Source organism: Bradyrhizobium sp. USDA 336 (assembly GCF_044908355.1).
GTDB classification, from domain to species: domain Bacteria; phylum Pseudomonadota; class Alphaproteobacteria; order Rhizobiales; family Xanthobacteraceae; genus Bradyrhizobium; species Bradyrhizobium yuanmingense.
Genome location: NZ_JBIYDC010000002.1, coordinates 6,972,144 through 6,989,269, shown reverse-complemented (window position 1 = coordinate 6,989,269; position 17,126 = coordinate 6,972,144). Strand labels below are relative to the sequence as shown.

General features: G+C 64.5%; 20 protein-coding genes and 1 pseudogene. 6 read left to right on the top strand and 15 right to left on the bottom strand.

Going from position 1 to position 17,126, the window contains the following annotated elements; all coding sequences use genetic code 11:
* Positions 1 to 215: 215 nt before the first annotated feature.
* On the top strand, positions 216 to 1,379 hold the full coding sequence (locus ABIA45_RS33735; RefSeq protein ID WP_404546001.1) for an acyl-CoA desaturase: 1,164 nt from the start codon (positions 216 to 218) through the stop codon (positions 1,377 to 1,379).
* Positions 1,380 to 1,412: 33 nt separating this feature from the next.
* Here ABIA45_RS33735 and ABIA45_RS33730 read toward each other — a convergent pair whose 3' ends face one another.
* The 6 genes from ABIA45_RS33730 to ABIA45_RS33705 all read right to left on the bottom strand — a co-directional run bounded on the left by ABIA45_RS33730 (position 1,413) and on the right by ABIA45_RS33705 (position 4,351).
* Positions 1,413 to 1,547 carry a hypothetical protein gene (locus tag ABIA45_RS33730; RefSeq protein ID WP_271542926.1) on the bottom strand — a complete coding sequence of 45 codons (135 nt, stop codon included), beginning with the start codon at positions 1,545 to 1,547 and terminating at the stop codon, positions 1,413 to 1,415.
* Entirely contained in the window at positions 1,544 to 1,801 is a 258-nt protein-coding gene (locus ABIA45_RS33725; RefSeq protein ID WP_404654912.1) for a hypothetical protein, read from the bottom strand. Before ABIA45_RS33725 ends, ABIA45_RS33730 begins: the two co-directional genes overlap by 4 nt.
* Before the next feature lie 253 nt (positions 1,802 to 2,054).
* On the bottom strand, positions 2,055 to 2,546 hold the full coding sequence (locus ABIA45_RS33720) for a DUF2852 domain-containing protein (RefSeq protein WP_025034098.1): 492 nt from the start codon (positions 2,544 to 2,546) through the stop codon (positions 2,055 to 2,057).
* A gap of 121 nt (positions 2,547 to 2,667) precedes the next feature.
* Positions 2,668 to 3,408 carry a TetR/AcrR family transcriptional regulator gene (locus ABIA45_RS33715; RefSeq protein WP_128264187.1) on the bottom strand — a complete coding sequence of 247 codons (741 nt, stop codon included), beginning with the start codon at positions 3,406 to 3,408 and terminating at the stop codon, positions 2,668 to 2,670.
* A gap of 124 nt (positions 3,409 to 3,532) precedes the next feature.
* Positions 3,533 to 3,898: a YciI family protein gene (locus ABIA45_RS33710; protein ID WP_128264188.1), complete on the bottom strand. Its 366-nt coding sequence runs from the start codon at positions 3,896 to 3,898 to the stop codon at positions 3,533 to 3,535.
* 48 nt (positions 3,899 to 3,946) lie between these two features.
* Positions 3,947 to 4,351 carry a YciI family protein gene (locus ABIA45_RS33705; protein ID WP_128264189.1) on the bottom strand — a complete coding sequence of 135 codons (405 nt, stop codon included), beginning with the start codon at positions 4,349 to 4,351 and terminating at the stop codon, positions 3,947 to 3,949.
* 264 nt (positions 4,352 to 4,615) lie between these two features.
* Between ABIA45_RS33705 and ABIA45_RS33700 the strand changes: the two genes are divergently transcribed.
* The 3 genes from ABIA45_RS33700 (at position 4,616) to ABIA45_RS33690 (ending at position 6,713) form a co-directional block, all read left to right on the top strand.
* Positions 4,616 to 5,404: an SDR family NAD(P)-dependent oxidoreductase gene (locus ABIA45_RS33700; protein WP_157283796.1), complete on the top strand. Its 789-nt coding sequence runs from the start codon at positions 4,616 to 4,618 to the stop codon at positions 5,402 to 5,404.
* A 125-nt stretch (positions 5,405 to 5,529) separates the two neighbouring features.
* A complete protein-coding gene (locus tag ABIA45_RS33695) occupies positions 5,530 to 5,967 on the top strand; it encodes a hypothetical protein (protein ID WP_035998510.1) in 438 nt (145 codons plus the stop codon).
* A 395-nt stretch (positions 5,968 to 6,362) separates the two neighbouring features.
* Entirely contained in the window at positions 6,363 to 6,713 is a 351-nt protein-coding gene (locus tag ABIA45_RS33690; protein WP_157283795.1) for a hypothetical protein, read from the top strand.
* A 197-nt stretch (positions 6,714 to 6,910) separates the two neighbouring features.
* Here the strand turns inward: ABIA45_RS33690 and ABIA45_RS33685 are convergent, their stop codons facing one another.
* From ABIA45_RS33685 to ABIA45_RS33670, 4 genes are all read right to left on the bottom strand, one after another.
* Positions 6,911 to 7,324, bottom strand: coding sequence for a VOC family protein (locus tag ABIA45_RS33685; RefSeq protein ID WP_157283794.1), 414 nt, complete (start codon positions 7,322 to 7,324; stop codon positions 6,911 to 6,913).
* A 30-nt stretch (positions 7,325 to 7,354) separates the two neighbouring features.
* Positions 7,355 to 7,894, bottom strand: coding sequence for an SRPBCC family protein (locus tag ABIA45_RS33680; RefSeq protein WP_404654907.1), 540 nt, complete (start codon positions 7,892 to 7,894; stop codon positions 7,355 to 7,357).
* Positions 7,895 to 8,087: 193 nt separating this feature from the next.
* Positions 8,088 to 9,389 carry an RNA polymerase sigma factor gene (locus tag ABIA45_RS33675; protein ID WP_404654905.1) on the bottom strand — a complete coding sequence of 434 codons (1,302 nt, stop codon included), beginning with the start codon at positions 9,387 to 9,389 and terminating at the stop codon, positions 8,088 to 8,090.
* A complete protein-coding gene (locus ABIA45_RS33670) occupies positions 9,386 to 9,754 on the bottom strand; it encodes a YciI family protein (RefSeq protein ID WP_025034087.1) in 369 nt (122 codons plus the stop codon). The genes ABIA45_RS33675 and ABIA45_RS33670 overlap by 4 nt, the downstream gene beginning before the upstream one ends.
* 141 nt (positions 9,755 to 9,895) lie before the next feature.
* Here ABIA45_RS33670 and ABIA45_RS33665 point away from each other — a divergent pair, with 141 nt between their 5' ends.
* A complete protein-coding gene (locus ABIA45_RS33665; protein WP_404654903.1) occupies positions 9,896 to 10,861 on the top strand; it encodes a 2-hydroxyacid dehydrogenase in 966 nt (321 codons plus the stop codon).
* A gap of 70 nt (positions 10,862 to 10,931) precedes the next feature.
* Here the strand turns inward: ABIA45_RS33665 and ABIA45_RS33660 are convergent, their stop codons facing one another.
* Positions 10,932 to 11,612, bottom strand: coding sequence for a TetR/AcrR family transcriptional regulator (locus ABIA45_RS33660; protein ID WP_404654902.1), 681 nt, complete (start codon positions 11,610 to 11,612; stop codon positions 10,932 to 10,934).
* Between the two features lie 106 nt (positions 11,613 to 11,718).
* Between ABIA45_RS33660 and ABIA45_RS33655 the strand changes: the two genes are divergently transcribed.
* Positions 11,719 to 12,363 (top strand): glutathione binding-like protein, encoded by a 645-nt coding sequence (locus tag ABIA45_RS33655; RefSeq protein ID WP_057028081.1) that lies wholly within the window; start codon positions 11,719 to 11,721, stop codon positions 12,361 to 12,363.
* A gap of 198 nt (positions 12,364 to 12,561) precedes the next feature.
* On the opposite strand, the gene ABIA45_RS33650 is transcribed toward ABIA45_RS33655, so the two are convergent.
* The 4 genes and pseudogenes from ABIA45_RS33650 to ABIA45_RS33635 all read right to left on the bottom strand — a co-directional run bounded on the left by ABIA45_RS33650 (position 12,562) and on the right by ABIA45_RS33635 (position 17,124).
* The gene (locus ABIA45_RS33650; RefSeq protein ID WP_404654901.1) at positions 12,562 to 13,329 is read right to left on the bottom strand and encodes a substrate-binding periplasmic protein; all 768 of its coding nucleotides are present in this window, start codon (positions 13,327 to 13,329) and stop codon (positions 12,562 to 12,564) included.
* 17 nt (positions 13,330 to 13,346) lie between these two features.
* Complete coding sequence (locus ABIA45_RS33645; RefSeq protein ID WP_246732250.1) at positions 13,347 to 13,661, bottom strand: cytochrome c; 315 nt, start codon at positions 13,659 to 13,661, stop codon at positions 13,347 to 13,349.
* Positions 13,662 to 13,775: 114 nt separating this feature from the next.
* Positions 13,776 to 15,495: pseudogene (locus ABIA45_RS33640) on the bottom strand (pyrroloquinoline quinone-dependent dehydrogenase).
* A gap of 324 nt (positions 15,496 to 15,819) precedes the next feature.
* The gene (locus tag ABIA45_RS33635; RefSeq protein ID WP_275498045.1) at positions 15,820 to 17,124 is read right to left on the bottom strand and encodes a TRAP transporter large permease; all 1,305 of its coding nucleotides are present in this window, start codon (positions 17,122 to 17,124) and stop codon (positions 15,820 to 15,822) included.
* Between the last annotated feature and the right edge of the window lie 2 nt (positions 17,125 to 17,126).

Below are 17,126 nucleotides of genomic sequence, written 5' to 3'. Positions count from 1 at the left end.
ATAGGACCCAGGCCGCCTGCGCGCCAATTGGCGTCGGCAACACGCGCGGCCACCTGTGCGCCATGCTCCCCGTAAGGCTACGGGCTTGCTTGCCAGAGAGCTGCGGCCACCCTTCGGCCGAAGCCCGCGGTGGCATCCGCGGGTTTTGGTACCCGCCGGACGTCAAGCTGCCGGATCCAGTTCCGAATCCACGTCATCCGAGGTCACGCTCAAATATGTCGCCCAACGCCCCCGCCGACGACCAGCACGACGACATCATGTATCCATCCGCCCTGCCGTTCCTGCTGGTCCATCTCGGCTGCCTTGCGGCAATCTGGTCGGGCGTCACCTGGCAGGCGGTCGCGATCTGCGTCTCACTCTATTGCTTGCGGATGTTCGCGATCGGAGCCGGCTACCATCGCTATTTCTCGCATCGGGCGTTTGCGACCAGCCGGGTGTTTCAGTTCATCCTGGCCTGCCTTGCGCAAAGCAGCGCCCAGAAGAGCGTGTTGTGGTGGGCGGCCAAACATCGCCACCATCACCTGCATTCCGACACCGAAAACGACGTGCATTCACCGCGTCACCGCGGCTTCCTCTATAGCCATCTCGGCTGGATCTTTTACCGGCAGCACGACGCAACCGACCTCGTGAAGGTCGGCGATCTCGCCGCCTATCCCGAGCTGATGTGGCTGCATCGGCTGGAGCTGCTGCCGGCGTTCGTGCTGGCAGGGCTCTGCTTCCTGGTCGCAGGATGGTCGGGTCTGGTGGTCGGCTTTCTCTGGAGCACTGTGCTGGTCTATCACGCGACCTTCTGCATCAATTCGCTTGCCCATGTGCACGGGCGCAAGCGCTACGTGACCGGCGATGATTCCCGCAACAACTGGCTGCTGGCGTTGTTCACGCTGGGTGAGGGCTGGCACAACAATCACCACGCCTATCAGAGCAGCGTGCGACAGGGCTTTCGCTGGTGGGAAGTCGACGTGACCTATTACATCCTGACGCTGCTGTCGTGGATCGGCGTCGTCTGGAACATGAAAGCGCCGCCCGAACAGGTGCTGCGCAACGAGCAGCCGCTCGGCGCGCGGGTCATCCAGCGGGCCGCCCGCCAGCTCGCCGGACGGTTCGATGCGCAGACCCTGGCGCATGCGATTTCGTCGGCACGCCGCCGTGCCGATCTCGCCCAGTTGCAGCTGCCGTCGCTGCACGACATTCTCAATCGCGCGCATGAAGGTGTCGACGCGCTGACGCATCTGCATCTGCCGAAGATCCCGACCCGCGAGGAGTTTCTCGCGGAGGCCAAAGCGATGTTCGCGCGCACGCGATCGCTCAACGAGATCGTCGACCACGCCTACGAATACTTCCTGGCCTCGGTTCACGCGCAACTCGCCGCAGTGCGCTGAAACTTCACGCCATGCGACACCGGCCGGCAGCGGTCATGCTGCCGGGGCGCGTCCATCGCGGGCGCGGCCGGGGTCAGCCTGCTTGCGGAGGCTGAGCGCATAGAGCCAGCCGCCTGCGGCGATCAGCACCGGCAGGACGAAAAGCGCGAAATCGCGGAGCAGGATCATGGGACGATACTTCCCTTCGCGAACGACACCGCGCGGCTGAGTGCGTACGATGCGCCCCAATATAGATTGGCGCTGAGAAACAACCGCCAGGACTCGCCGAGCTGCCATTCCGGGTAGAGCTGAACTTCCGCGGGCCACCCACTGAGGAACGCAATCGCCACCGGCACCACAGGGCCGAAGCGCTCGAACAACACGGCCGCGCGCTCGAACAATCCGAGGCGCTGGCCGATTTGTTTGCGTTCAATATTGGTCATGATCGTGCCCGTCGGCGCCGCGGAGGCGCAGTCAAGGCTTGGTCGGTGCTCGCGCGGTCCGGGTTCTATCGACCCTGCACATCTGCGTGATGGGCCTCGCAAAGCCCTCGCAGGCGCTTCGCATCGCCAGGACGACCATCGAAGTTTGACATAAACCAAACCGCCCGCCTGCGGGTTGCGCAGACGGGCGGCTCGAGGCCATCAGGACTTTGGGGGCATGCGCCTGAAGGCTTGAGAGGTGGACTTCTTCAGATCAGCCCTGCTGCTGGTCGGTCGGCGGCGGAGTCGGGCGCGTCTTGTGCTGCGCCATGAACTGGTCGAACTCTTCCTTGTCCTTGGCGTGACGCAGGCGGTCGAGGAAGTTCTTGAACTCGACCTGCTCTTCCTCGAGCCGGCGCAGCGTCTCACTGCGATACTCGTCGAAGGCTCGGTTGCCGGAGGACGGCGGCCCGAAGCCAAAGCCGAAGCCGCGGCGCTCCATGCGGTCGCGCATGCGATCCATCTTGTACTGCATCTTTTCCATCTTGTTCTGCCAGCGGTCCTGATGGCTCCAGCACGACATTCTTCTGCTCCCGAGTGTGAAAAAGAGAAGGGCAAGTCCGATCGGCCACCAGATGATGAAGCCGAGGATGGTCACGGCGATCCAGCCCGGATGCCAAGGCGTATCGAGCATGCGGGGACGCTCGTACTGTTGGTATTGGTCCGAAGGGCCGCGCCAGCGATTGACGTCAGCGGTATAGGCCATTTCCCATCTCCATCACGGCACCAGCGCCGTTGTGAATGTAAATAACATTTACATAGCTAGACTATCCCGCGATTTTGTCAAGCCGACCGCCAGACACGCCCGCGTGATTCTTCGAGCAATCTTATTTCGGCTTGCCCCAGGGACTGCCGGGCGGCAGGCCCGAACCGGAGGAAGCCTCCGGTGGCACCGGCGGCGGCTCGGCGCCCTTGCCTGAGGGACGACGGTCGGTCGGGAAGCCGAGGCCGCGCAAATAGATCAGCACCTCGGCCTCCAGCAGCTCGTCCGGCGACATCGGCAGCTTGCGGCGCGCGGCATCGCCGCGGGAAAACAGCGAGGCCACGCCGTGGGCCATCGACCAGATGTGCAAGGCCATCATCATGGCCGGCGGCCGCGGCGTGCCCGGCGGCGTCAGGGCCGCGAGCCGCTCGGCGGCGGCGCGAATGATGTTGAATGCGCGCTCGCTGGCCGCCTGAAGCGCAGGATTGGCATCCACCGGCACGCCCGATTCGAACATCGCGCTGTAGAAGGCGGGCTCCTCGCGGGCGAAGGCCAGATAGGCCTTGCCGACGCGCTCGAACGCGGTGACCGTATCGGGGCGCCCGTCGTCCCAGACCGCGGCCAGGCGCGCCTCGAACTGCTCGAAACCGCGCTGGGCGATCGAGGACAGCAGCTCGTCACGGTCGCGGAAATGCCGGTAGGGCGCCGCCGCACTGACGCCGGCCATGCGCGCGGCATCGGCGAAGGTGAAGCCGGCCGCCCCCTTCTCGGCGATCAGCCCGAGGGCCGCCTGCAACAGGGCTTCCTTCAGATTGCCGTGGTGATAGCCGCGCTCGGCGCGGCGCTGCTCCTTGCGCCAGCTCATGTGAACGACCTTTACATGAGCCGGGCGTGAAGGTCACTAGCGGCGGCCGGACTGGTTAACCCGTATTTTCACGTCATTCCGGGGCGATACGGAGTATCGAACCCGGAATGACGGGTGACCGGGGCTACATCTCCGGAATCGGCAGCACGGGCATGACCTCGATTGCTTCGCCGGGGAAGATCGCAAAATGCGGATGGTTCTCGAACAGCTTTGCAGCGTCCTCCTGCGAGGCGGCGCGCACCACCGTGAAACCGGTCAGCGCGTTGCTGACTTCCGTGATGCCGCTCCCGTCGATCCTGCGGGTCTTGCCGAGCGGGCCGCCCATCTCGACGATCACGGATTTGTGCTTCTCGACCCAGCCATGCCAAGCGGCCATGCCCGCCTGCTCCTTCGCCTTCCGCTCGGCCTCGGGCAGCGCCCGCCACGCCGCCATTTTCGATCCGCTCATGCTGCCGAGATAGACGGCGAGAAATTTATGTTCGGCGCTCATGGGTTTTCTCCTTCAGGTTGATTGGGAATCGCGCAGCCGCCGTCTCGTCTACGTCTTCAGGTCGCCAAACCCGGCGACGATCTCCTGCACTTCGGGCGAGTAGTCGGCCATCTCCTGCACTTGGCGGACCTCGATGATCTCGTTGGCTGAAGCCGGGCACTTCTTGGCCCACGCGATCGCTTCCTCGCGCGAGGCCACCTCGATCATCCAATAGCCGCCCAGGACTTCCTTGGCTTCGGCAAAGGGCCCGTCGGTGACGACGGGCTTGCCGGTCGCGAACGAGACGCGCGCCCCGGTCGACGGCGGGTGCAGCCCATCGAGCGTGATCAGCACGCCCGCATCCTTCAGCGCCTCGTTGTAGCGCATCATCGCGGCGACGCGCTCGGGATCGAGTTGAAGCTCCGGCGGCGCGTTCTCGTAGCCGAGCGGGATCATCAGCATCATGAATCGCATGGGAGTTCCTTGCTGTCTCAGTCGCTCCGATATGTCCTGCGGGCGGAAACGGCTGGCCCGCGCTCACCTCCAAGACGAACGGCATTCTGCCCGGCCGACAGTGGGACAGAAATTATTTCGAGGCCGCAGCGCAGCCGCGGCTGGCGCATTCTGGGCCGCATCGGGCTCGATCGGCTCGGCGAGGCCTTTCATGCCGGAACCAAAGCGCAGTAAAAGGGGCCGGCGCTCTCGCACGCCGCTCCCGGACGCAGGACAGATCAGCCAATGCCGCAAGCCCCGCAAAAAGTCGCCCTCGTCACCGGTGCCGCCCGCGGCATCGGGCTTGCGACCGCGAAGAAATTCTTGGCCGAGGGCTGGCGCGTGGCCCTGCTCGACATCGAGCACGAACTGCTCGGCCACGCGGTCGCGGACATCGGCCAGAGCGAGGCGACGCTGGCGCTGACCTGCGATATCGCCGACGCGGCCGCAGTCAGCGCCGCAATGACGGCGATCGAGCGGCGGTTCGGCCGGCTGGACGCGCTGGTCAACAATGCCGGCATCGCGGTGTTCGCGCCGCTGATGGAGACGTCGGATGCCGACTGGCGCCGCGTGCTCGAGGTCAACCTCACCGGACCTTTCCTCTGCACCAAGGCGGCTGTGCCTTTGATGCGCGACGGCAATGGCGGCGCCATCGTCAACATCACCTCGATCTCGGCCGTGCGCGCTTCGACGCTGCGCTCGGCCTACGGCACCAGCAAGGCAGGCCTTGCACACCTCACCAAGCAGCTCGCGGTCGAGCTCGCCTCCCTCAACATCCGCGTCAACGCGGTCGCACCGGGACCCGTCGACACCGCGATGGCGAAGCAGGTGCACACCAAGGAGATCCGAGCCGACTATCACGACGCCATTCCGCTCAACCGCTACGGCCTGGAAGAGGAACTCGCGGAAGCGATCTATTTCCTGTGCTCGGGCCGCGCGAGTTACATCACCGGCCAAATTTTGGCCGTGGACGGCGGCTTCGATGCGGCGGGCATCGGCCTGCCGACGCTGCGCGGGCAGAGGCGCAACGGGTAGGCACAGGATTTGTAGGGTGGGCAAAGGCGCAACGCGCCGTGCCCACCACTATCGCAAGTTTGCGGTGCGGATGGTGGGCACGCTACGCTTTGCCCACCCCACGAAAGCGGTTTGGTGGAGAGTTCATGCAACGCATCACCTTCCTCAAAGCTCTGATGCTTGCATCCGCGCTGCTCGCCGCCGCGCCCGCGGCGGCCGAGATCCGCATCATCCAGTCCCCGGGCGGACAGGTCGGGCCGTTCCTCGATCTGTTCGAAAAGGTCCGCGACAGTGGCGAGCGCGTGGTGATCGACGGCCCCTGCCTGTCCGCCTGCACGCTGGTGCTGAGCATCGTGCCGGGCGAGCGCATCTGCGTCACCAAGCGCGCCGTGCTCGGCTTCCATGCCGCACGCTCGGTTGATCGGCGCGGCCGCTTCTATGCCGAGCCGGAAGCATCGGTCGCGGTGCTTGCCGCCTATCCCGGTCCGGTGCGCGACTGGATCAGCCGCCGTGGCGGCCTGACCTCGCGGTTGCTGCTGTTGAAGGGGCGCGATCTCGCCGCGATCTATCCGCGTTGCCGCTGATACAGCCGGCAGCCGCCAACCGCTTTCAAAACAGCGTCTGGATCACTGGCGCCAGCTTCGCGCTGGCGCAAATGAGCATTCCCCAAAGAGCAAAGTTGATCTGTAGCGCCGCCGCCATCGGTCGCTCCCCTTGCAAGTGACGTCCATCCCAGTTTGTAGCTTTTATGACTCACCAATAACGATTCTGGCGTGCAGAGCACAGCCCAATATTGCGCCAATTGTTGTGCGATGCAGCTCGCTTCACGAAGCGGCCTCACTGCGTCCGCAAAGTGATGCGAAAGCACGACTCATATTCGGCCATGCCGGCAAGCTTGTTCTGCTTGAGTTCCATTGAACCGACGATGCGCGTGTCTCATGCAGATTCTGCGCGCCGATTATGGAGGCAAAAGCCCGGCATGATTCGACACGGCTTGATCGTGCTCACTTTTTGCACAGCGCTGATCGGATGCGCAGAGGCGCCAGCGCAGGAACGCCGCGCCATGGCATGGGATGGCCTCGGCAAGGATCCGAACCGTCCGCATGTCGCCAAGCGGCGCGTCACGACCGGCGCGCCGGCTGCAAGTGATCCGAATCAGGAGCGCGAAAAAGTGCTCGGCACATTGCGCCCCTATTCCGAGGCGTGGTGGGCGGTCCAGGACGAGATACAGGCGGAGAACGACAGGACGCTCGGCGCCAAGCTCGTGATCTGCCCTCGCTGCGTGGAATCGTCAGCGCCGCGCGAGGACGTCACCGGATCAATCCGGTGAGAGGACAAACGGCCGATCGGCGCCTGACGTAACGAAACGTACGTCCCCTCTCCCTCAGCATTGGAGAGAGGGGATCGCAACGCGACGGTCGCGCCCAAAGCGCGATGCGATAGGATAAATCGTCATCGCGCTTTAGGTTGTTGTTTGAGCATGATCTTTTCGGAAAACCGCTTCACACTTTTCCGGATCATGCTCTATCACATGCCTTCGGCCGGGCAATTCACCATCCAGGGAATGCCGAACTTGTCGACGCACATGCCGAAGCCCTTGGCCCAGAACGTCTTGCTGAAGGGCATGGTGACGCTGCCACCGTCGGCCAGCGCGTTGAACTTGCGCTCGCCATCCGCGGGGTCTTTGACTGTAAGCGAGATTGCAAAGCCCTGCGGCTTCTGGAAATGCTCGGCCGGCGAGTCGGAGGCCATCAATACCGTGCCGTCCGGCAGTGACATCCGCGCATGCATGATCATCTTCTCACGGCCGGGCGTAGCCGGCACCTCCGGCGGCGCGTCCGATGAACGCATCATCGCATCGATCTTGCCCCCGAGAACCTTGGCGTAATAGTTGAACGCGGCTTCGCAATTGTCCTGGTAGAACAGATAGGGATTGAGCATCGTTTCTCTCCTCTTCGTTTGCCTTGAGACCTATTGCTTCTCGGTGAGCTTCTTCAGGCCGGCGAGGCCGGTCTCGAAATCCTTGCCGATCATGCTGTCCATGTTGAAGAACACCTGCATCAGCTTGGACATGAACGGGGCCGGACCGTACATCGCCCATGTGACGAGTGTGGCATCGCCTTGCGGCACAAAGGTGAACTCGGCGGTGTTGTGGCCTTCGAACGGCCGCTCGAAATCAAGCTTGATCCGGAGCTTGGAGGGCCCGGTCGCCTCCAGGATCTCCATATGGCCGGCGCCGACCTTGTTGTTGCCGTCCCAGGCATAGGTCGCACCCTTCCCTGCCGGGGTTCCGCCGAACGTCCGCTTCATGGCGGGATCGCGGGTCTCATAGGGCGACCAGGCGGTCCAGCGATGGAAATCGGCAACCAGCGGATAGATCGCAGCGGCCGGCGCCTTGACGGCGAGCGAGCGTTCCACACGGAACGTGTCGGGTTTCGTCAGGGCGAAGACGAGGACCGCGGCAAGGCCGGCGGCGAAAACGATGGCGGTGACGGCAATGGCTTTCAGCATGGATGGCTCCCCTGGTACGGGATTAAGACGAAGGGGAACGGCGGGGGCCGACAATGGGAGAGAAATTCTTTGGCGCACTGCCCACCGCTCGTCATGGCCGGGCTTGTCCCGGCCATCCACGTTCTTGGCGTAGATGGAAAGACCGTGGATGCCCGGGACAAGCCCGGGCATGACGATGTGGAGGCAGACGGGCCTACTTTGCCTTCGTACCCAACTTCACGCTGCCATCGCTGCGCTTCGGCTGGCTGTCCCGGATCAGGCGATCGAGATGCATGCGGATGTGGGCGGCTTCGGCCGAGGTGTTGGCGAGCGCAATGGCGCGGTCGAAGGCGATGCGGGCTTCGTCGTTGCGGCCGAGCTGCATCAGGAAGGCGCCGCGCACGCCGTAGAAATGAAAATAATTGGCGAGCTTCGGCGCCAGCGGCTCGATCAGCTCGAGCGCGGCCTGCGGCCCGCGCACCTTGGAGACTGCGACCGCCCGGTTGAGCGTCACCACCGGCGAGGGCTGCACCACTTCGAGCGCCCCGTAGAGCAGGTCGATCTCCGTCCAGTCGGTCTCCTCCGGCCTCGCCGCGCGCGCATGCAGGGCGGCGATCGCGGCCTGGATCTGGTAGGGCCCGCTGCGGCGGTGGCGCATCGCCTTGTCGATCAGCGCGAGGCCCTCCGCGATCATCGTGCCGTTCCACAACGAACGATCCTGATCGTCCAGCAGGATCAGCGAGCCGTCCGCGGCAAAGCGCGCCGCGCTGCGCGCGTGCTGCAACAGGATCAGCGCGGTCAGGCCCATGATCTCCGGCTCGCTCGGAAACAGCCGCAGCAGCAGCCGCGCCAGCCGGATCGCCTCCTCGCACAGCGGCTTCCTGATCTCCGCGGTGTCACCGCTCGCCGAATAGCCTTCATTGAAGATCAGGTAGATCATCGCCGCGACGCCGGCGAGCCGTTCAGAGCGCTCGACCGCGCCCGGCGCCTCGAACGGCGTCCCGGCCTCGGCCACCTTTGCCTTGGCGCGCGTGATGCGCTGCTCCATCGCCGCTTCCGAAACCAGGAACGCGCGGGCGATCTGCTTCACCGTGAGGCCCGAGACGATGCGCAGCGCCAGCGCGATCTGCTGCGTCGCCGGCAATCCTGGATGGCAGCAGATGAACATCAGCCGCAAGATGTCGTCGCGATAGTGCGAGCCGTCGAGCCGCTCGGCCAGCTCACCTTCGGCGTCGTCGAGATCGGAGATCGCCTGGTCGTCCTCCGGCAGCGGCTGCTGCCTGCGCGCGCGTCGCACTTCGTCGATCGCAACGTTGCGGCCGACCATGATCAGCCAGGCCGCGGGATCGCGCGGCGGCCCATTCTGCGGCCAGGTCTTGAGCGCGCGCAGGCAGGCGTTCTGAAACGCCTCCTCGGCGGTGTCGAGATCGCGGAAATAGCGCAGCAGCGCGCCGACCGCCTGGGGTCGCGCCGAAGTCAGCGCAGTCTCGATCCAGGCGGTATCGGCCTCGCTCACGTCAGGTTTCCTCCAGGCCGGAACACGCCGACGGGACGCACCTCATAGGCGCCGCCGGGATTGGCGGCACCCAGCTCGCGTGCGACGTCGAGCGCGTCGTCGAGATTCTTGCAGTCGACGATGTAGAAGCCGAGCAGCTGCTCCTTGGTCTCGGCATAGGGGCCGTCGAGCACCAGCGGCGGATCCTCCTTGCGCAGCGTCGCCGCCGCGGTCGTCGGCAACAGCCGCGCCACCGGCCCGAGCCGGCCCTGCCTTGTGAGCTTGTCCTGCACAACGGCGAGCTTCTTCATCACGGCCTCGTCCTGGTCCTTGCTCCAGGAGCCGACGAAATCCTCATCGTGATAGCAAAGTATGGCGTAAAGCATGGGCGGCACTTCCCTCGTCTGTACTGAAGACGCGCCAATATGCCCCGCGCCGACAGCGCTGCGGAAAAAATTTGCAAGAAAAATCCGGCAGATCGTGCCAAGGAGGGCTCTCTCGAGCGGAACCCGAAAGAGGCACTTCGAATGACCATGGGCACACTGGCCGTCCTGATCAACAGCACGCAGCAGAACTGGCTGCCGGAGCGCTGGAAGGCCCGATTCGAAGCCGTCTGCGGGGACCGCCGCGTGGTGCTGCTGCCGGACGCCGGACTCGATCCGGCGGAGGTGCATTATGCGGCGGTATGGAAGCCGGCGCCGGGCGATCTCGGGGCGTTCCCAAATCTGCGGGCGATCTTCAACCTCGGCGCCGGCGTCGACGCGCTGATGGCCGACAAGAGCCTGCCCGAGGTGCCGCTGGTGCGCGTCGCCGTGCCCGATCTCACCAATCGCATGACCGAATATGTCGTGCTGCACGTTCTGATGCATCACCGCCAGGAGCTTTACCTCCGGCAATCGCAGCGCGAGAAGCGCTGGGAGCCCAGATATCAGTGGCCGGCGAGCGCGATCACGGTCGGCGTCATGGGACTGGGCACGCTCGGCGCCGATGCGGCCGACGTGCTGCGGCGGCTCGGCTTCCGCGTCGCCGGCTGGAGCCGCAGCCCGCGCACGATTGAGGGCGTCGAATGCGTCCATGGCACTGCAGGCATGGACGCGTTCCTGCGCAAGACCGATATCCTGGTCTGCCTGCTGCCGCTGACATCAGACACGCACGGCATCCTCAACCGCGAGGTCTTCGAAAAACTCAATCGCACCAGCCCGCTCGGCGCGCCGGTGCTGATCAATGCCGGCCGTGGCGGCCTGCAGAACGAGGCCGATATTCTCGCCTGCCTCGACGACGGCACGCTCGGCGCCGCCTCGCTCGACGTCTTCGTGCAGGAGCCGCAGCCGAAGGACAGCCGGTTCTGGACCCACCCCAAGGTGGTGTTGACGCCGCACAATGCCGCCGACACCGACGCGGATGCGATCTCGGCCTATGTCGCCGAGCAGATCACCCGGTTCGAGGCGGGCGGCGCGCTGGAGAACGTGGTGGACCGCGCAAGGGGGTACTGAGGCTTCGCTTTAGGCTATTGTTTGAGCATGATCTTTCGGAAAACCGCTGCACACTTTTCCGGATCATGCTCTAGCTTTTAGCTCCCACCATCACATCGATCGCCCCCTTCACGATCGCCTCCAGCTCCTTGCGCGGCACACGGGCGCGGGAGCGGATGGCGATGGTGTGGATGGTGGCCGATGCGATCTGCGCCAGCGCGAACGGATCGGCGCTCTCCGGCAGCTCGCCTTTCTCCTTGGCGCGGCGGAAGCAACTGGCAAAGGCCTTGTCGAGCCCGGTGAGGCCGTCCAGCACCATGGCGCGGATCTCGGGATCGCCGACCGCCTCGGAGGCCGCGGTCACGACCGTGAAGCAACCGCGCGGCCCGGTGTCGCCGGACAGATAGATGTCCAGCGCGGCCGCGTAGATGCGCTCCAGCCGCTGGCGCAGCGGCATCTCCTCGCGGAAGATCGCGACCATCGCCGCGCCCGCTTCGTCGCGATAGCGCTGATAGCTTTTGATGTAGAGCTCGCGCTTGTCGCCGAAGGCGCCGTAGAGGCTCGGCCGGTTCATGCCGGTGGCTGCGCTGAGATCGTCGAGCGAGGTGGCCGCGAAACCCTGCTTGCGGAACAGATCGAGCGCCTTGCCGAGCGCGATATCGGGCTCGTAGGCGCGCGGACGGCCGCGGCGCTTAAGCCCACCGCGACGCTCGGGTTCGCCGCGGCGTTCGGGCTGATTGGCAGCAGTTGGCGGCTTCGATTTTTGTACCATTCCGCAAGTTATTCCTTGACCTCACCCATATTATGCAAGATGGTACAAAAATCAATCTGGCCAGGTTGAGCGACACCCAAAGAGGAATTGCCCAAGGAGGCTACAGATGGATCTCTATTTCTCGCCGCTTGCCTGCTCGATGGCGACACGCGTCGCGCTGTATGAAGCCGGCGCCGAGGCGAATTACCTCGAAGTCGATCCGCCGACCAAGAAGGTGCTGAGCGACGGCTCCGACTTCCGCACCGTGAATCCGATCGGCCTCGTGCCGACGCTGCGCACCGACGACGGCATGGTGCTGACCGAGAACGCTGCGATCCTGCAATATGTCGCGGACCGTTTCCCGCAAGCCGGCCTCGGCGCGAGCGCCGGCATCGAACGCACCCGGCTGCATCAATGGCTCTGCTTCATCGGCACCGAGCTGCACAAGGGTCTGTTCATCCCCATGCTCGACCGCAAGGCGCCGCAGGAAGCCAAGGCCTATGCCCTGGAGAAGAACCTGTCGCGGCTCGACTATCTCGACAATTACCTGAAAGGACGCGAGTTCCTGCTCGACCATTTCAGCGTGGCCGATGCCTATCTCGTCACGGTCATCAACTGGACCATGGCGACGCCGCCGATCGAGCTTGCGAAATGGCCGAACCTGAAGGCGTATCACGAGCGGCTGCGTCAGCGACCTTCGATTGCCAAGGCGATCGCCGAGGAGTTCGAGCTGTACAAGGCCGAGCTCGCGCGGAAGAAGGCGGCGGCCTGAGGCATGACGAAATGAGGCTCGATCGCTGCACCGACGGAGGTGCGCTCCCTCTCCCGCTTGCGGGAGAGGGTTGGAGAGAGGGTGCTTCTCCAATGGGACAGTCCCCAAGAGGAGAAAGCCCTCACCCGCGCCTCCGGCGCGACCTCTCCCGCAAGCGGGAGAGGTGAACGAGCCGTGGCAATCGATTCGACCTGCGCGCTATCTCGGCGGCTGCAGCGCGATGCCATAGCGACGGTAGATCCGGTCGATCGTGCCGTCGCTGCGCAGCCGTTCGACGGCTGCGTCGATGGCTTCGCGGAACGCATCGTCCGGACGGACCATGCCGACGCCGACGTTCCAGTTCAGATCGGCCGTGCTCTCGTCACGATCCAGGATCCGGAGCGGATTGTCCGGATGGGTCAGATTGAAATAGCTCGCCGCAGTGGGCGTCACCGCCGCGGCGTCGATCTCGCGGTTCGACACGGCCTCCAGGCTGTCGCTCTCGAAGCCGAAGGTCGATATCGGCACGCGCCGCCGGCCGATGATCATGGCTGCGATCGATCCAACCTGCACGCCCACCTTGGTCGATTCGTTGAGGCTGGCGAAGGACGTGAGCGTGCTGGATGCGGGCACGGCGAGCGCGACGCCTGTGCGATAATACGGTTTGGAGATTCTCAGGCGGGTTTCGCCTTGCGCTTCGCGATCGGCGATGACGTCCAGAAGAATGTCGCAGCCGGCGCTGCGCATCTGGTACTGCGTGATGATCCAATCGAGCCTCAGCGAGACACCGAGCTCGCGTGCCAGCACCCGACCGAGTTCGACCTGGAAGCCGGGCGGATCGCCGGTCTTGTGCGCGAAGGGAAGCGAATTGGGATGTGCGCAGAGCCCGATCACGCCGCTGGATCGGATCGCCTCCAGGGGTCGCGCCGCCGCCTGCCCGGACAGAGCGATGGCGGCAGCGACGATGGCGGGAACATATGCCTTCATTCCGCGCTCTCTGCGGTTCAACCCTCGCGCGGTTTCAGCGCGCGGATGTACTTGACCATCTGGTCGATCTGGGCGTCGGTGAACGCGCCGTCGAACGCCGGCATCGCCCCTTGCTTGCCGTGCTTGATGCGATTGCGGATGTAGTCGTCGTCGCGCGGCGAATTCATCAATTGCGGCCCCTTGCCCGCGGCCCGGCCGCCGTCGGAGTGACAGAAGCCGCAAGTCCCGGCGAACACCTGCTCGACCTCGAACGCCGCGTTCTCCGGCGCCGGTGTGGCGGATTGGGCCTGGGCCATCGCAGCCCACAGCAACGAGGCGCCCAGCCCCGCCAAAATCGTCTTGCAAGACAGTCTCAACAGCTACGCTCCATTCCTGAGCCACGCGGCCGCGACATCGATCGAGGAGCGGGCTTGCGCCCGCTCCATGATCAGAACATCTGCGGCAGACTATTTCAGGCTGAAGACGACCAAGGCGCCGTCGTCACGCGGCATGCTCTTGTAGACGCCGCCGAAGTTCGGCGCATATTCGTCCGCCAGCATCCCGCCGAAGCCCGCCGTCACCGCGATATATTGCCTGCCGCCGACGGAGTAGCTGACGATGCCGCCCTGATGGCCGGTGCCGTTGTTGTGCCTCCATAGCTCGGCGCCGGTTTCGGCATCATAGGCGTGCAGCACGCCACGCGAATCAGGCACGAAGACGAGGTTGCCCGCGGTCGACAGCACGCTTCCGAGCGGAGGCTCGGGATAGCGAACCTCCCATTTCTTCGCGCCCGTGATGGGATCGCGCGCGTCGAGATGTCCGTAGATCTCGCCACCCGGAGGAGGCACCATCTTGAAATCGGCACCGATGTTGAGCTGGACCTGCGGCGTGGTGACCGGCGTCGTCTTCTGGATATCCAGCGTCATGCACCATTCCTGTCCGATCTTGTAATAGAGACCGGTCTTGGGGCTGTAGGAGCCGGCGTTCCAGCTGATGCCGCCGCCGATGAACGGACACAGCGGTGGTTCGGTGACCTTGCCGACCGGGAAATCGCGACGGCCGATCAGCGCGCCGGTCTTGGGATCGATATCCTTGACGAAGTTGATGTTCTCGACCAGCCGCCAGACGTTCTTCACTTTGAGATTGCGGTCGTAGACGAAGACGAAGCCGCCCTTGTTCGGATGGACGACGTATTTCTGGCCGTCACGCTCGAGCATCACGAATTCGCCGACCGAGCTGTCGAAGTCCCAGGCATCGTGCGGCAGTTCCTGATGGTAGAATTTCAGCTTGCCGGTATCGATGTCGAGCCCGATCACCGAACTCGTGTAGAGGTTGTCGCCGGGACGCGCCCCCTGGGTCTTGTAGTCCGGACCCGACCAATCGTAGAGCGGCGCCGGGTTCGCAGTGCCCCACAGGATGGTGTTGGTCTCCGAATCGTAGGTGCCCCGGCATCCAGCCGCCACCACCGCCGGTGCGCCAGGACTCGTTGCCCCAGGTCTTCATCGCCTCTTCGGTGCCTGCGACCGTGAGGAACTCCCACTTCTTCTTTCCGGTTGCGGCATCGAGCGCGAAGATCGGGCCGCGGCCCGGCCATTCGCCGCCCTGCGCGCCGATGATCACGCTGCCCTTGGCGTAGAGCGGCGCGCCGGTGAAGCCGACAGTCAGCTTCTGCGAGTCGATTAGCCTGGTCTCCCAGAGAACCTTTCCGGTCTTGGCATCCAGCCCGAAGACACGACCGTCCATGGTGCCGACGAAGACCTTGCCTTCGCCGAGAGCGACGCCGCGGTTGTAAGGAGAGTGCGTCTGCCGGCTGATCAGCGCCTCATCCAGCTCCGGAAAGAACGACCAGATGACCTCGCCGCTGGCGCCGTTCAGCGCGAAGACCCGGCTGTAAGAGCCCGAATAGTACAGCACGCCGTCGGCGACGAGCGGCATCGACTGCAGGCCGCGCGTCGATCGCCCGGGAATGTGCATCCATGCCACGCCCAGATTGCCGACATTGCTCGTATTAATCTGTGCAAGCGGGCTGTAGTGATGGGATTTGTACGAACCGTGATAGGTGAGCCAATCGTTCTGGCCGGCGGCCTCGATACGGGCCGTATCCACGGACTGAGCCAATGCCGCCGTCGCTGCAAGTGTCGCAACGACAACGACAGCCAAGGCCGAGCTGAGCCACTGCTTCCTCATTTGCACTTCCTCCCGCTCTTGTGTTTGTTGATTGCGTCTCGTGAATGCGGCTTGCGAGGGGTACTTGCAGTTCAGTGTGCGTCGATCGTCCTCCATCGGACCGAATCGTCAACAGACGTCCCCTCCTCGGCGCATCGCGCCGAGGAGCCACGTTCACCGGAGTGGTTGCTGTTGTACTTCTGCTTGCCGTCACACTGTACGACGGATCACAGGGCCTGCAAATATGGAATGCGCGCCGAAGCCGATTCGATGCAGGGCGGACTTGAAACGGCAGCGGCGCTGACCGTTTTTGCTTTCGATCCGCCGATCCCGGAACAAGTCGTCTTATCCGTAAAGCACCTTCGGCAGTATCGTGACGATGCCCGGCCACAGCGTCAGCAGCAGCACGAAGCCGATCATGATCAAGAGATAGGGCAAGGTGACACGCGCGATGTAGCCGAGCCCGTCATCGGTGAGGCCCTGGATGACGAACAGGTTGAAGCCGACGGGCGGCGTGATCTGCGCCATCTCCACGGCGAGCACAAGGAAGATGCCGAACCAGACCTCGTCGAAGCCGGCACCCTTCACGATCGGCAGCACGATCGGCAGCGTCATCACGATCATCGAGAAGCCGTCGAGGAAACAGCCGAGCACGAGATAGAAGACGATCAGCGCCACGATCAGCATGAACGGCGACAGGCCGAGGCTCTTGACGAACGCGGCCACCGCCTGCGGGATGCCGAGGAAGGCCGCGGCATTGCCGAGGATCGAGGCCCCCAGCACAATCAGCGCGATCATCGAGCAAGTGACGACCGAGCCGATCAAGACGTCGCGGATTACCTGCTGCGACATTGCGCCTTGCGCCCAGGCAACCAGGGCCGCGCCGAGCACGCCGACCGCGGCAGCTTCCGAGGGCGTTGCGAGCCCGCCATACATCGAGCCGAGCACGCATGCGATCAGGAACAGCGCCGGCGCGAGATCCTTCAGTGCTGCAAAGCGCTCGCTCCAAGGCACCTGCGAGAGCTTGGCTTCGGTCTCGGGCACCATCGCGGGTTTGAGGGTGGTGTGCAGCATCACCCAGGCCATGAACGTCGCGGCCAGCAGGAAGCCCGGCAGCACGCCGGCGGTGAACAGCTTCAGGATCGAGACGTCGCCGAGCACCCCGTAGATGATCATGATGTTGGACGGCGGGATCAGGAAGCCGAGCGTGCCGGCGCCGGCGAGCGAGCCGATCGCGATGTCGCGGGAATAACCGCGGCGCGTGAGCTCGTTGAGCGACATGCGGCCGATCACCTGCGTCGTCGCCGCCGACGAGCCCGAGATCGCCGCGAAGATGGTGCAGCCGATCACGTTCACATGCAGCAGGCGCCCGGGCAGCAGCCCGGCCCAGGGCGCCAACCCCTGAAACAGCGAGCGTGACAGACGGGTGCGGAACAGCAGCTCGCCCATCAGGATGAACAGCGGCAGCGCCAGCAGCTCCTGCGTGGTCAGGATGTTCCAGGCGTATTGCGGCAGCAGCTTGTCGAGCGGGACCGAACGGAACATCGCGAGCAGCAGCGTCGCGGTCAGCGCAAGCGTGAGGCCGATCCAGACGCCGCAAGCCAGCAGCACAAACAGGATCGCGAACAGGGCGACGACTTCGATGGTCATGC